This is a genomic window from Planococcus sp. MSAK28401, assembly GCF_018283455.1.
Classification (GTDB): domain Bacteria; phylum Bacillota; class Bacilli; order Bacillales_A; family Planococcaceae; genus Planococcus; species Planococcus alpniumensis.
Window position 1 is genome coordinate 1,291,538 of record NZ_JAAMTH010000001.1, and the last position, 14,063, is coordinate 1,305,600.

Here is a 14,063-nt window from a genome sequence, read left to right on the forward strand (position 1 = left end):
GTATGATAGAAGATAGAGATTAAAATGTATCGCAGTGAATTGAAACTGCAGTAAACGGAGGTAATCCGGTGAATTCACAATCGTATTCATCAACTGAACAGATGGAAGCGAACCGTTTTGACGGCTATCGCTTTTATACAGAAACTATTGAAGTATCTACAATGTCCGCTCTGGCATTTTTTGAAGCAGGGCAGACCCAATATGAAGGCAAGCGTATGTTTTGGCAGAACCGTGAAAAGTCCTTTACGATGGTAGGCCTTGGACATGCTTACGTGCTAACGGCTGATGACTATAAAGGGCGTTTCAGCAACATTCAGAAGGATTGGAAGGCCTTGAGTGCCCAATTGGTGAATGAGGAGACAGCCGTGCAGCCAGTGTTGTTCGGTGGTTTTTCATTTGACCCTCTGAACGATCAGCCGAGCGAGTGGCGAAATTTCCCACAGGCTTATTTTGCTGTGCCGACGTTTCAGCTTATTATCAAGGGGGAGCAGGCATATGTCAGCGTCCATTTAATCACTAAGCTACCAAACAGCTTTATGGATTTTGAAGTGCTGCGGAAAGAACGTGACCGACTGATTCACGGCGCGCAAGTTTCAGAGCCAAAAGCATATCAAAAACCCAAAGTTTCAGAAAAGAAGGAACTGAAGAAAGAAGAATATATGCGGTCCATCGAAAAAGTGACAGACGTAATCCGTGCAGGCGAAGTCGATAAGGTAGTTATCGCCAGAGCGCTGGAACTTCATTTTAAAGAAGCTTTAGCGCCCGCATCGGCCCTTTATCAGGCAGCGAATGAACAGCCTGAAAGCTTTTTGTTCGGGCTAGAAGCTGGCGAACAATTCTTTTTCGGGGCAACTCCAGAACGCCTCGTTAAAGTGGAACAGCAAAAAGCTTTGTCTACTTGTTTAGCAGGTTCTACACCTCGCGGTCAATCCGTTGAACAGGATGAAGCCTTGGGGCAAGCCTTATTAAATGATTCGAAAAATCGTTCCGAGCATCAGTATGTTGTCCAAATGATCGGCGATGTGTTCGAGGAGCATTGTTCTAATCCGCGCATTCCGCAAAAGCCTAAGCTAATGAAAATTCGAGATATACAGCATTTGTATACGCCTGTGGAAGGCGAGCTGAAAAATGGCAGTTCGCTATTGGATCTTGTCGAAGCGCTGCATCCAACACCTGCGCTTGGCGGAGAGCCGAAACTGCAGGCATTGAGCTTAATCCGTTCTTATGAACCTTTAAATAGAGGGTATTATGCAGCACCAATCGGCTGGATTGATGCAAAAGGCGATGGTGAATTCGCTGTAGCGATCCGTTCTGCTTTGCTGGATGGAGATAAAGCTTATTTATTCGCGGGCGGCGGCATTGTGGCAGACTCCACGCCAGAAGCTGAATATGATGAGACATGGGTGAAGTTCCGCCCGATGCTTCGTGTACTGGGAGGAAATTTGCATGACGAATCGTGAGTTTTTAACTGAATATGTTTCGGCGTTTACGCATTCCTTACTCCACGCCGGGGTGAAAAAAGCGGTTATCAGCCCGGGCTCGCGTTCAACGCCTCTTGCTTATGCCTTTATGAAACAGGAAGGGATAGATACGTATCGGCAAATAGATGAACGTTCGGCTGGGTTTTACGCGCTTGGCTTAGCAAAAGCTTCGAACAGTTCAGTTGTATTGATTTGTACATCAGGGACCGCGGCAGCCAATTATTTCCCTGCGATTGTGGAAGCCTATTACGCACGTGTCCCACTTCTTGTCGTGACAGCGGACCGACCTCATGAACTTCGTGAAGTTGGGGCTCCGCAAGCAATCAACCAAATCAATCTTTTCGGCTCCCATGTCAAATGGTCGGCCGATCTGCCATTGCCGGAGCAAGGCAACCGTTTGGACTTTCTGAAGCGGCATTTGGGGCGTGCTTCAGCCATGGCTGAAAGCGCGCCAAAAGGTCCGGTTCATTTGAATGTGCCGTTCCGTGAACCGCTCGGAATTGACTTTAACCAGCCATATGAAAGTCAAGGAGAACTATACCGTTTTGAAAGTGGCCAGCAGCTGACTGATGAAGCAGCTAGTTTTTTAAAGGAAGTGTTCGGACAGTCTCGAGGCCTATTAATTGCAGGGGAAAACGCCGGAAAGATTTCAACAGAGCAATGGGAGTTTATCCGACGCCTCGGTTGGCCAGTGCTTGCCGATCCGTTGTCGAATCTGCGTTCGAATGTACCTGATGATCTAATGGGTGTCATCGTCGATTCGTATGATGCCTTGCTGAAGAACGAGAAATTCGCTACTAGTGTATCGCCGGACGTAGTGGTAAGGATTGGGCCTCAGCCTGTATCCAAGCCACTCAGCCTGTTTTTGGGGAAAGCCGAGCTTGCGAGTTATGTCGTGCTCGATGAAAGCCCGATGCTCAGAGATCCGCAATCTGCTGTCACGCATCACATCCAACAGCATGCTTCTGCCCTATGGAAGTTGAGTTTGGAAGCGAAATCGTCGAATCCGTATCTCGAACGATGGATAAAAGCAGGGGAATTGGTGCAGGAGACGATGTCTATCCATTGTCAGCAAGAATTGGATGAAGGCGTATTGGCGAAAGCCTTTTTTGATGAGCTCGATGGGTGTGATTTAACTGTTAGCAGCAGTATGCCGATCCGGGATGCCGATACGTATTTCCAGGTGACGCAGCGGGACGTCCAGATTTATGCCAACCGCGGCGCCAATGGCATAGACGGAGTGGTATCGACTGCTTTCGGGATCCAGGCAGCGAATAAACGTCCTAGCTATCTATTAATCGGTGATTTGGCTTTGCTGCATGATATGAACGGTTTGCTTGCTTCGAAACTGCAAGCTGCCGATATGACGATTGTCGTCATGAATAATGACGGCGGCGGGATATTCTCTTATTTGCCGCAGTCGAAAGAAGAGCGCTATTACGAGGAACTTTTTGGTACACCGACTGGAATCCAATTTAAAGCAGCAGCTGAAATGTACGATGCGGAATATTTCTCTGCGGAGACTGTAGAAGAATTGCAGTCGGCGCTCAGAACGCCGAAAGAAAAGCCGGTACGCATCATTGAAGTGGCGACGGACCGCGCCAATAATGTAACGATTCACCGGAAATTGTGGAGCCGGCTGGATGAGGGGCTAAACACATGGAATTGATGGCAAATGGAGTTCACTATCATATTGAAGTGTCGGGAGATGAAACCCTTCCTGTCCTAGTCTTGCTCCATGGCTTTACGGGCAGCACCGCTACATGGAAAACGGTCATTGAAAACTGGAGAGACTATAGGATAGTGGCGATCGACTTGAACGGGCATGGTCAGACAGAAAGCCCGGCAGACGAAAGCCGTTATGCGATGGAGCGGCAGCTGGATGACCTTGATTTCATTTTTAAGGAAATGAAGTTGGAGAAATTCACATTGCTCGGCTATTCGATGGGCGGGCGTACGGCACTTGGCTATGCATGTGAATTTCCAGACCGCATTGACCAGCTTATTTTGGAAAGTGCTTCACCTGGCTTGAAAACAGAAGCTGCAAGAGAAGAGCGCCGAGAACGGGATGCGCAGCTAGCCATTAATATTGTTGATGGTGGACTAGAGCAATTCGTTGAGAAATGGGAGAATATCCCGTTGTTTGCCAGCCAGAAATTCTTGTCGGAACACGTGCGGCAGCAAATAAGACAAGAACGGCTGGCACAATCTGTGCTAGGTTTGGCGAATAGCTTGAAGGGCATGGGCACAGGTTCACAGCGATCTTATTGGGACTGTTTGCCGGAATTGGATATGCCAGTTTTGCTGGTGACCGGGGAACTGGATTCGAAATTTTGCGCCATCGCGCGTGAGATGGAGGAATTATTGCCAAACGCGGAACACCGCATCATTTCCGCGGGACATGCGATTCATGTGGAAAAACCGGCTGAATTTGCTACAATGGTTATGGAACGATTAAATGGAATTAATGAGGAGGACTAGTATGTCAACACGTCAATGGGTTACAGAACTTACATATGAAGACATTAAATACGAAACATATAATGGGATTGCAAAAATCACCATTAACCGTCCGGAAGTGCGCAATGCATTCCGCCCGAAAACAGTCCATGAATTGATCGACGCGTTTTCACGCGCGCGCGACAACTCGGATGTCGGCGTCATCGTCTTGACAGGCGAAGGCGAAAAAGCATTCTGTTCAGGTGGCGATCAATCCGTCCGCGGACATGGCGGCTACGTCGGGGAAGATGAAATTCCGCGCCTTAACGTCCTGGACTTGCAGCGTTTGATCCGCGTCATTCCAAAACCGGTTGTTGCAATGGTTGCTGGATTCGCGATCGGCGGCGGACACGTGCTTCACGTTGTTTGTGATTTGACGATTGCTGCAGACAACGCACGCTTCGGCCAAACTGGACCGCGCGTCGGTTCATTTGATGCAGGCTATGGCTCCGGCTATTTGGCACGCATCATCGGACATAAGAAAGCTCGCGAAATCTGGTACTTGTGCCGCCAATACGATGCACAGGAAGCGCTTGATATGGGCCTTGTTAACACAGTTGTGCCTTACGAGCAATTGGAAGACGAAACCGTGAAATGGTGCGAGGAAATGCTCGAAATGAGCCCGACTGCATTGCGTTTCGTCAAAGCGGCAATGAATGCGGATACGGACGGCCTTGCTGGACTTCAGCAAATGGCTGGAGACGCGACTTTGCTTTATTACACAACGGATGAAGCGAAAGAAGGCCGCGATGCGTTTAAAGAAAAACGCAAACCGGACTTCGGCCAATTCCCGCGTTTCCCTTGATTATATGAATGAATTGAGCTGTCTTCTTCGGAGGCAGCTTTTTTTCAATCAATGGCTAATAAATGAACTTGCTTGAAGAAAGGATTTTGAAAATGACGTATCCGAATTGGCTGTCGCAGCGTGCTTACCTGACGGGAAATCAATTGGCCTTATCATTCGGCGAGGATGAATGGACATTTACACAAGTGAACAAGCTCGCGCTCGATTATGCCGGGAAGCTGGCGCATTTTGGCGTCACGGAACATTCGCGTGTGGCCTTGCTCGCTAAATCGAATGCCGAGTCTGTTTTTGTTATGTACGCCTGTCTGCATATCGGCTGTGAAATGGTCATGCTCAATGAACGGCTGGCGGGAGCGGAATTAGCGTATCAGATTGAAGACGCAAAGGTGGACCGAGTATTTGTGGGTGCTGAGTTATTCGAAAAAGTGGCAGCAGTGCAGCCGGTTTCTTTTGAGCAATTGAGGCAGGCGCCATCTACGGACTTTAATTTGCGGGCAGAATGGGCGAAAGACCGGACTGTGTCGATCATGTATACTTCGGGTACGACGGGCAATCCGAAAGGGGTTCGGCAGACAGCTGAAAACCATTTTTCGAGTGCGGTGTCTTCTGCGCTGAATTTGGGTGTGTCGCCTGACGATGTCTGGCTCTGCACGGTGCCTTTGTTCCATATCAGCGGATTCTCGATTTTGATGCGGTCGCTTGTTTACGGAATGGGTGTCCGGCTTTACGAGAAATTCGACGCTGTGGCGTGTGCGGATGAATTATGCAAAGGGCAAGTGACGCACAGTTCGATGGTCGCTGTCACGCTTGATCAAGTACTTAGGGAAATCGAGCAGCGCGAACTGCGCGTTTCGCCACGTTTTAAGCAGATTTTGGCGGGAGGCGGCCCGGTTCCGGTGTCTTATTTGCAGCGTGCGGAAGCGCATGGCATTCAAGTGCTCCAAACCTACGGCATGACCGAAACGTCTTCGCAGACGACGACCTTGCAGCCGGCTGATGCGAAAACGAAGATCGGTTCTGCGGGCAAGCCGCTATTTTTATATCAGGTGAAAATCGAAGAAGCGGCTACAGGGGAAGCGGGAGAGATCCTCATCAAGGGGCCTCAAGTGACTCCTGGCTATATCGGCAAGTTCAAAGACCGGGCCGTGCAAAAAGACGGCTGGCTCGCAACGGGTGATGTCGGTTATTTAGACGCAGAAGGATTTTTATTCGTCGTCGACAGGCGCTCGGATCTGCTCGTTTCTGGCGGAGAGAATATTTATCCGGCAGAAATCGAGAAGGTGTTGATGGCACATCCTTCCGTCCGGGAAGCCGGGGTTTGCGCAATGGCAGACAGCACGTGGGGAGAAGTGCCGGCTGCGTTTGTCGTGCTCGATGAACCTGAAGTGTTGGATGAGCTGGCGGAATTTTGCCGCGGTCAGCTGGCCGGCTATAAAGTGCCAAAACTTTTCCGTGTGGTGAATGAGCTGCCTCGGAACGCGTCGAATAAATTGCTCAGAAGGGAATTGAAGACATGGCTGTAATTGCCGGCATTGAATTCCATAAGGTGAAGCAGCCTTTGAACCAGCCTTTCATTACTGTCTTGCAGAAAGTACAAGAGCGGGAAGTGACGATAGTGATTGTCCGGGACGCTGAAGGGCGCGAGGGCTACGGTGAATGTGTTGCTTTTGATACGCCTTGGTATACCGAAGAGACCGTGACCGGCAGCCGCTTTGTGATGGAGCAGGTGCTCGCCCCGCTATTGCTGGGTGGGCAAATGGAGCATCCGGCTGAGACGGCGTGTTTATTTTCAACAGTAAAAGGCAATCATATGGCAAAAGCGGCTGTTGAAATGGCTGTATGGGATTTATTCGCCAAGCGACAAGGCTTGCCGCTTTATGAATTTATCGGGGGAGTCTATGCCCCGATTCCTGCAGGAGTGGTCGTCGCAGGGGAAATGGAAGATTTGTCGCAGAATATCAAAATGGCGATCGACAGTGGTTATCGGCGCATCAAACTGAAAATTTCACCTGATACCGATGTGGCTTTATTGAAAAGCTTGGTTGCGGCCAATCCAGAGATCTCGTTCTATGCCGATGCCAATGGCAGTTTTTCAGGACGCGCATTGGAGGAATTGCTGGCATTTGATCAGGCCGGTTTTGTGTTGATTGAGCAGCCATATGGAGAACATGAGTGGGAGGCACACCGGATTGCACGTTCAAAAATGACGACGCCAATCTGCCTGGATGAAAGCATTCATAGCCTCGAAGATGTAAAACGCATGGCGGAACAGCAAGCAGGGGATGTCATCGTCTTGAAGATGGGGCGTCTCGGTGGTTGGGCAGAAACCTTGAAGGTCGTCGAGTTCTGCAGAAATGAACAGATCGGGATGTGGGTCGGCGGCATGATCGAGTTTGGCGTCTCGAAAGCGCATAATCTGGCGCTTGCCTCGCTGCCGGAAGTGAAACTGACCGGGGATTTTTCAGATTCAGGCCATTTTTGGCAGACAGATATCGTCTCTCCGGAAATCTATGTGGAGCACGGGAAAATCAAATTAAGCGAAAGCCCGGGAATCGGATATAGGCTGAACATATAAAAAACTCGCCGAATGATCGGCGAGTTTTTTTATTTCAAGACTGTTTCGAGTGCTTGCAGATTTTTTTCCATCAAGGTGAAATACGTTTCATCGTTGTCGATGTTTTCTTGGGTCAAGACTCCGAGATTATGCATTTCAATCGCTTCGGCGCCGACTTCGTTTTGGATGACTTCCGTCAAATTCGACGAAACATTTTGTTCAAAGACGATGTATTGAATATCTTTTTCACGCGCCATGTCGACGATTTCCGTCAATTCTTTCTGGGACGGTTCATCTTGGCTGTTCAAACCTGCGATAGCGACTTGCTCAAATCCGTAAGGTGCTGCAATATAGCCGAATGCTGAGTGGGACACAAAGAAGATGTCGCGTTCGACTTTTTCGTTCAAGTTTTGGAAGGATTCATCAAGGGCTTCTAGTTCAGCGACGAGTTCTTCATAATTCTTATCGAATTCCTCTGCGCCTTCCGGGTCTTTTTCCGTTAAAGCATCACGGACAGAAGCGGCGAGATCCTGGCTTAAGACAGGTGAGATCCAGACATGTGGATCAGTGGAGCCGTGGTCATGGCCTTCGTGGCCTTCTTCCTGTTCATCATGTCCTTCTTCTTCATGAGCATCTTCCTCTTCATGCCCATGCTCGTCTTCACTTTGTGTCTCGGCTTGTTTACCAGCCGCAGCTTCGAGTTGTTCATCGGTGATTCCGTCTGCCGTAGCGACAAATTCGAGATCTTCATTTTGCAGCGTTTCCTGTGCGCTGTCGATAAAGCCTTCAAGTCCTAAACCAACATAAAAGAGCAGATCGGCGTCCGCCATATTAATCATGTCTTTTTGGGTTGGTTCAAAGCTATGCTCGTTGGCGCCAGCCGGGTAAACGGATTTGACGTCGACACGCTCGCCGCCGATGCGTTCTGCAAAATAGACGAGCGGATAAACCGTTGCGTATACATCAAGTTTCCCTTCGGTTGCATCGCCTTCAGCCCCGCTGTCGGTTTCTGTGTTGCTGCCGCACGCAGCCAATAATAAAATGAGTGCTATTCCTGCAAATAATGCTAGTTTCTTCATGAAATGTCCCTCCAAATTATAATACATGTTCATAAAATGTAATCGTTACGTTTTGTTGGCTCTTAGAATCATACAATAGAATCTTCTTGAACACAAGAAAAAAACCCACCTATTTTTTAGGGGGCCATTCTTCCGGAACAAAATCCACTCCGCCTTTATGGAACGGATGGCAGCTCAATATGCGGCGAATTGCGAGATAGCCGCCTTTTAATGCACCGTGTTTTTCCACCGCTTCGATCCCATAATGGGAGCAAGTCGGATAGAATCTGCAGCTTGGCGGCGACAAGGGGGAGATGAAGCGTTGATAAAAACGGAACAGCTTCACTAATGCAGTTTTCATCGTGATTCCACTCTTTTCTTGTTTAGTTACGGTTCGTTGATGTTTATTGTAGGGCTTTTAGAGGTATTTATAAAGTACAAGAGCTTATAAAAAATGGAGAGTGATGAATTGTGTCAACAGCATTAAATGAAGAATTAAACGTACAAGTCGCTACATGGTCAGTGGTCTATACGAAACTACATAATTTCCACTGGTATGTCAAAGGGCCATCTTTCTTTACCTTGCATGTAAAGTTTGAGGAGCTGTATAACGAAGCGACGCTCCATATGGATGAAATTGCGGAACGCCTGCTGGCACTCGGCGGCAAGCCGGTAGCGACAATGAAAGAGCAGCTGGAATTGTCGGTCGTAGATGAAGCGACAAGCAGCGAGAGCGCGGAGCAGATGGTCGATACCATCGTTTCCGATTACGACAAAATCATGAAATCCTTGAAAAAAGGCATGGAACTTGCTGCTGGAGACGGCGATGACATGACAGAGGATATGTTCAATGCCATCCATCAAAACTTAGAGAAGCATTCGTGGATGCTGTCTGCATTTCTTGGCGAAAAGAAGTAGAATAGAAGAAATGGGCGTACGACCGTTAGCCGGTTGTACGCTTTTTCTGAAGCCGGGAGGATGTTTGATGGAATATAAGGACTTGAACGGCTGCACTTGCCGTTTATTTTTTGAAAAAGGACAGTCGCAGATCGAAAGCCGGCATGTGCTGGTCATAGGAAAGTATAATGGCAGCTGGCTGTTGACGAGGCATTCCATGCGCGGCCTTGAATTTCCCGGCGGCAAAGCCGAGCCAGGCGAATCGCTGGATGAGGCAGCGAAGCGGGAAGTATACGAAGAAACCGGAGCCATTGTGAATGAATTAAGTTGGCTTGCGGAATATACGGTTTATACAGATAAACCTTTCAGCAAAACGGTATTTACGGCCACGATTGAGGACATGAAGCAAGTGGAGTGGATGGAAACTGACGGCCCGGCGTTGGTGCCTGAACTTGTGATCGATGAAAATTACAGCTTCCTCATGCGTGACTCGGGCATGGAAGCGATTATAGAGAAGGTGAAGACTGTTGAAAAATGGTGATATTGAATCGATGAGATGGTATCCTTCGCCGAATCCAAACGTGCGCTTGCGGGAAGTGACGTATTGGTCTGAAGGTTTGCGTATTAAAGGCTTGCTGGCGCAGCCGAAAAAAGATGATGCCGGGAGTGGAATCTTGTACCTGCGCGGTGGCATCCAGTCCATCGGCATGGTGCGGCCGGCACGGATCGCGCAATTTGCAGGAATGGGATTTACCGTTTTTGCACCTTATTACCGCGGCAATCGTGGCGGCGAAGGGAAAGATGAGTTTGCCGGTGAAGACCGCTATGATGCTGTGAATGCCGTGGAAGTGCTGAAAAAATTCAGTGCAGGGCCTGTGCATTTGCTGGCATTTTCAAGAGGCGGCATTATGGCGCTGTGGACTGCTGTGCTGAGAAGCGATATTTGCTCCGTCGTCACATGGGCAGGCGTCACGGATACGGTGCTGACGTATAAAGAGCGGCTGGATATGCGCCGCATGATGAAGCGTCTTTACGGCGGCACGCCGAATACGGCGCTTCCGGCATTTGAAGAACGCAATCCCTTGATGCGCATCGGAGAGAGCGATGCTGCTTACTTGATTATCCATGGCTTGAAAGACGACAATGTTTCGCCTCAGCAAGCCTTCTTGTTGGAAGAAGCGTTACAGCTCAACCATCAGCCGTGTGAAACGTGGTATTTCCCGGAGTACACACATTTTTTCCCTCCTACGGCAAATCGCAAGACTGCGAAGGCCTTGACGGTATGGATGAAAGAGCAGGAAAAGCGTGACAGGGCATAGTCAAGCCTGGCCATGATAAAGCAGAGGCTTAGCCAAGGCGATCAGTAGTTAAATAAACACAAAAAAGGATCAAGAGAAATAATGCATTTCTCTTGGTCCTTTTTGATTGGATTAATTATGGGTAGGCCCGCCTTTTTGGCTGATGCCAGCATCCACAGTGCCGAATTTTTCAAAGTTGTCTTTGAATTTCTTCGCCAATTCCTGTGATTTTTGGTCATAAGCTTCTTTATCAGCCCATGCATTGCGCGGGTTCAATACTTCAGTCGGCACGCCTGGGATTTCTTTTGGCATGTTCAAGCCGAAGACGGATTCGTGTTCCATTTCCACGCCGTTCAAGTCGCCGCGGATCGCTGCGCGGACCATTGTGCGAGTGTATGACAGTTTCATGCGGCTTCCGACGCCGTATACTCCGCCAGTCCATCCCGTGTTTACTAGGTAGACGTCTGCGCCGTGCTCATCAATTTTATCGCCGAGCATTTCTGCATAGACAGTCGCGTGAAGCGGAAGGAATGGTGAGCCGAAGCATGTCGAGAATGTCGCTTCCGGTGAAGTGACGCCGCGTTCTGTGCCGGCAAGTTTCGATGTATAGCCGCTAAGGAAATGATACATCGCTTGTTCTTTCGTCAATTTGCTGATTGGAGGCAATACGCCGAATGCGTCCGCAGTCAAAAAGACAATCGTTTTCGGGTGGCCTGCAACAGAAGGGACAACGATATTATCGATAGCATCGATCGGGTACGCTGCACGCGTGTTTTCTGTCAATGATCCGTCGTCGTAATCCGAGATGCGCGTGTCTTTGTCAACGACGACGTTTTCAAGAACAGAGCCGAAACGGATGGCATCGAAGATTTGCGGTTCGTTAGCACGTGACAAGTTGATCGTTTTTGCATAGCAGCCGCCTTCGATGTTGAAGACGCCGTTATCGGACCAGCCGTGCTCATCGTCGCCGATCAATTTGCGGTCTTCGTCAGCCGACAAAGTCGTTTTCCCTGTACCGGAAAGGCCGAAGAACAAGGCAACGTCATCGTTTTTGCCGACGTTCGCCGAGCAGTGCATCGGCAGGATGCCTTTTTCAGGAAGGATGTAGTTCATGATCGAGAAGATGGATTTCTTCATTTCGCCTGCGTATTCTGTACCGCCGATCAAGATGATTTTCTTTTCCATCGAAACGATGATGAATGTTTCGGAATCCGTTCCGTCCACTGCAGGATCTGCGTGGAAAGTCGGGGCGTAAACAACAGTGAATTCAGCTTCATGCGCCTTCAGTTCTTCCGCAGTCGGGCGGATGAACAATTGATGGGCAAACAGGTTATGCCATGCATATTCGTTGATCGTCTGAATCGCCAGACGGGACTCAGGATCTGCACCGGCAAAACCTTTGAAGACATACAAAGCGTCTTTTTCTTTCAAATGATTAAGGACTTTAGCATATAGGTTTTCAAAGATTTCAGCGGAGATTGGGCGGTTGACGCTGCCCCAGTCAATTTTATCTTTCGAAATCGCCTCTTCTACCATATACTTGTCTTTAGGCGAACGGCCCGTGTATTTGCCGGTTTCCGCTTTGACCGCGCCTTCACGCGTCAATACTGCCTCCCCGTGGGATGTTGCAGCTTCCACCAATTGTGGAACGGATAATTGCATATTGATATTCGAGCCGTTCAAAAGCTCTTTCAAATCATTTGCTAGGTTCACTGAAGTCATATATATGTACCTTCCTTTTCGTTTATTCCCAAATGAATGGGGAAGATCTATATTCGAACATTAGTATAACACATTGACGCGATTAGTCTATACTAATAACTAGAAATCTGTCAATGTTCATGATTTGTGTTCTTTCAATAGTAGAAAAAGATGCATGCTTAAAAGTCTGACAATCGTTTCCGGTAAAAACGTTGACAGTGCTTGTTGCATTCCGTATGATGGGAAATTGAACGGATACTCTTATTCCGAGCTGGTGGAGGGTGCAGGCCCAATGAAACCCGGCAACCTGCTGCAATTGCAGCGATGGTGCCCAACCTGAAGCAAGGCGAATGCCTTGGACGATAAGAGTGAAAGGTGCTTATGATGATTATTCCTTTCCTCATTACTAATGGATGAGTGAAGGGATTTTTTTATGGAATGCCCTTAATCCTCGTGTGCAGGCTGAAAAAGCTGGAAGTTCAATTCCTATAAACGGAAACGGACTTGACATGGGAAAACGAGTACCGTATCAATTTCGAGAGCAATCTCGCAGGATATAAGGAGGAACTTTTTTTGACAAACCGTCGATTATTCACATCAGAATCAGTAACAGAGGGCCATCCGGATAAGATTTGCGACCAGATTTCAGACGCAATCCTGGATGCGATCCTAACAGAAGACCCGAATGCGCGTGTCGCATGCGAAACGACCGTAACGACAGGGCTCGTCCTTGTTGCCGGCGAAATCACGACATCCACATATGTAGACATTCCGAAAGTAGTCCGCCAGACCGTTAAAGAAATCGGCTATACACGCGCGAAATACGGATTCGATTCCGAGACAAGCGCAGTGTTGACAGCGATCGATGAGCAGTCGGCAGATATCGCTGCAGGCGTCAACGTGGCACTCGAAGCGCGTGAAGGCCAGATGACCGATAAAGAATTGGATGAGATCGGAGCAGGCGACCAAGGCTTGATGTTCGGTTATGCGTCAAACGAAACAGAAGAATTGATGCCATTGCCAATCAGCCTGGCGCACAAGCTCGCACGCCGCTTGGCAGAAGTGCGCAAAGAAGAAATCTTGCCGTATTTGCGTCCTGATGGCAAAACGCAAGTAACGATTGAATATGATGAGAACAATAAACCAGTGCGTGTCGATACGATCGTCATTTCGACACAGCACCATCCAGAAGTCAGCCTAGAGCAAATCCAGCGCAACTTGAAAGAATATGTCATCAATGAAGTCGTGCCGGCTGAACTGCTAGACGCTGAAACCAAATACTTCATCAACCCGACAGGACGCTTCGTCATCGGCGGGCCTCAAGGAGATGCAGGGCTTACAGGCCGCAAGATCATCGTCGATACGTACGGCGGTTATGCACGACACGGCGGTGGGGCATTCTCCGGTAAAGACGCGACGAAAGTCGACCGTTCGGGTGCCTATGCAGCACGCTATGTGGCGAAGAATATCGTCGCTTCTGGGCTTGCCGACAAATGTGAAGTACAGCTCGCTTATGCAATCGGCGTAGCACATCCGGTGTCGATTGCTGTCGATACGTTCGGCACTGGGAAAGTCAGCGAAGACAAATTCATCGAACTCGTACGCGCAAACTTCGACTTGCGCCCAGCCGGCATCATCAAGATGCTCGATTTGCGTCGCCCGATCTACAAACAGACAGCGGCTTATGGCCATTTCGGCCGTACGGATGTCGACCTTCCGTGGGAACGCACAGACAAAGCGGATGCTTTGAAACAACAGGCTAACGCATAA

13 protein-coding genes and 1 riboswitch are annotated in these 14,063 nt (G+C 48.9%); of the genes, 10 read left to right on the plus strand and 3 right to left on the minus strand.

The window, feature by feature from the left end:
• The first annotated feature begins 68 nt into the window (after positions 1-68).
• The 6 genes from G3255_RS06630 (at position 69) to menC (ending at position 7,360) form a co-directional block, all read left to right on the plus strand.
• On the plus strand, positions 69-1,460 hold the full coding sequence (locus tag G3255_RS06630; protein ID WP_211653784.1) for an isochorismate synthase: 1,392 nt from the start codon (positions 69-71) through the stop codon (positions 1,458-1,460).
• Positions 1,447-3,150, plus strand: coding sequence for a 2-succinyl-5-enolpyruvyl-6-hydroxy-3-cyclohexene-1-carboxylic-acid synthase (gene menD / locus G3255_RS06635; RefSeq protein ID WP_211653785.1), 1,704 nt, complete (start codon positions 1,447-1,449; stop codon positions 3,148-3,150). The genes G3255_RS06630 and menD overlap by 14 nt, the downstream gene beginning before the upstream one ends.
• Positions 3,141-3,962, plus strand: coding sequence for a 2-succinyl-6-hydroxy-2,4-cyclohexadiene-1-carboxylate synthase (gene menH, locus G3255_RS06640; RefSeq protein ID WP_211653786.1), 822 nt, complete (start codon positions 3,141-3,143; stop codon positions 3,960-3,962). The genes menD and menH overlap by 10 nt, the downstream gene beginning before the upstream one ends.
• A 1-nt stretch (position 3,963) precedes the next feature.
• Positions 3,964-4,785: a 1,4-dihydroxy-2-naphthoyl-CoA synthase gene (gene menB / locus G3255_RS06645; RefSeq protein WP_058381162.1), complete on the plus strand. Its 822-nt coding sequence runs from the start codon at positions 3,964-3,966 to the stop codon at positions 4,783-4,785.
• Positions 4,786-4,877: 92 nt separating this feature from the next.
• Positions 4,878-6,308, plus strand: coding sequence for an o-succinylbenzoate--CoA ligase (locus G3255_RS06650; protein WP_211653787.1), 1,431 nt, complete (start codon positions 4,878-4,880; stop codon positions 6,306-6,308).
• A complete protein-coding gene (menC, locus tag G3255_RS06655; RefSeq protein ID WP_211653788.1) occupies positions 6,299-7,360 on the plus strand; it encodes an o-succinylbenzoate synthase in 1,062 nt (353 codons plus the stop codon). Before G3255_RS06650 ends, menC begins: the two co-directional genes overlap by 10 nt.
• Before the next feature lie 29 nt (positions 7,361-7,389).
• Here menC and G3255_RS06660 read toward each other — a convergent pair whose 3' ends face one another.
• Both G3255_RS06660 and yidD read right to left on the minus strand, forming a co-directional pair.
• Positions 7,390-8,418: a metal ABC transporter solute-binding protein, Zn/Mn family gene (locus G3255_RS06660; RefSeq protein WP_211653789.1), complete on the minus strand. Its 1,029-nt coding sequence runs from the start codon at positions 8,416-8,418 to the stop codon at positions 7,390-7,392.
• A gap of 109 nt (positions 8,419-8,527) precedes the next feature.
• Entirely contained in the window at positions 8,528-8,758 is a 231-nt protein-coding gene (gene yidD / locus G3255_RS06665) for a membrane protein insertion efficiency factor YidD (protein ID WP_058381158.1), read from the minus strand.
• Positions 8,759-8,868: 110 nt separating this feature from the next.
• Here yidD and G3255_RS06670 point away from each other — a divergent pair, with 110 nt between their 5' ends.
• The 3 genes from G3255_RS06670 (at position 8,869) to G3255_RS06680 (ending at position 10,613) form a co-directional block, all read left to right on the plus strand.
• On the plus strand, positions 8,869-9,315 hold the full coding sequence (locus G3255_RS06670; RefSeq protein ID WP_211653790.1) for a Dps family protein: 447 nt from the start codon (positions 8,869-8,871) through the stop codon (positions 9,313-9,315).
• A 67-nt stretch (positions 9,316-9,382) separates the two neighbouring features.
• Positions 9,383-9,835, plus strand: coding sequence for an NUDIX domain-containing protein (locus tag G3255_RS06675; protein WP_211653791.1), 453 nt, complete (start codon positions 9,383-9,385; stop codon positions 9,833-9,835).
• Positions 9,822-10,613, plus strand: coding sequence for an alpha/beta hydrolase family protein (locus tag G3255_RS06680; protein WP_442757072.1), 792 nt, complete (start codon positions 9,822-9,824; stop codon positions 10,611-10,613). Before G3255_RS06675 ends, G3255_RS06680 begins: the two co-directional genes overlap by 14 nt.
• A 111-nt stretch (positions 10,614-10,724) precedes the next feature.
• On the opposite strand, the gene pckA is transcribed toward G3255_RS06680, so the two are convergent.
• Complete coding sequence (gene pckA, locus G3255_RS06685; RefSeq protein ID WP_211653792.1) at positions 10,725-12,314, minus strand: phosphoenolpyruvate carboxykinase (ATP); 1,590 nt, start codon at positions 12,312-12,314, stop codon at positions 10,725-10,727.
• Positions 12,315-12,551: 237 nt separating this feature from the next.
• A riboswitch (SAM riboswitch) is annotated at positions 12,552-12,662 on the plus strand.
• 204 nt (positions 12,663-12,866) lie between these two features.
• On the opposite strand from pckA, the gene metK reads away from it, so the two are divergent.
• On the plus strand, positions 12,867-14,063 hold the full coding sequence (gene metK / locus G3255_RS06690; RefSeq protein WP_101190043.1) for a methionine adenosyltransferase: 1,197 nt from the start codon (positions 12,867-12,869) through the stop codon (positions 14,061-14,063).

Excerpts from the sequence above, each read along its gene's own strand:
- menD (WP_211653785.1), top strand. The coding sequence starts at position 1,447 with ATGACGAATCGTGAGTTTTTAACTGAATATGTTTCGGCGTTTACGCAT.
- menH (WP_211653786.1), top strand. The coding sequence starts at position 3,141 with ATGGAATTGATGGCAAATGGAGTTCACTATCATATTGAAGTGTCGGGA.
- menB (WP_058381162.1), top strand. The coding sequence starts at position 3,964 with ATGTCAACACGTCAATGGGTTACAGAACTTACATATGAAGACATTAAA.
- G3255_RS06650 (WP_211653787.1), top strand. The coding sequence starts at position 4,878 with ATGACGTATCCGAATTGGCTGTCGCAGCGTGCTTACCTGACGGGAAAT.
- menC (WP_211653788.1), top strand. The coding sequence starts at position 6,299 with ATGGCTGTAATTGCCGGCATTGAATTCCATAAGGTGAAGCAGCCTTTG.
- G3255_RS06660 (WP_211653789.1), bottom strand. The coding sequence starts at position 8,418 with ATGAAGAAACTAGCATTATTTGCAGGAATAGCACTCATTTTATTATTG.
- yidD (WP_058381158.1), bottom strand. The coding sequence starts at position 8,758 with ATGAAAACTGCATTAGTGAAGCTGTTCCGTTTTTATCAACGCTTCATC.
- G3255_RS06675 (WP_211653791.1), top strand. The coding sequence starts at position 9,383 with ATGGAATATAAGGACTTGAACGGCTGCACTTGCCGTTTATTTTTTGAA.
- pckA (WP_211653792.1), bottom strand. The coding sequence starts at position 12,314 with ATGACTTCAGTGAACCTAGCAAATGATTTGAAAGAGCTTTTGAACGGC.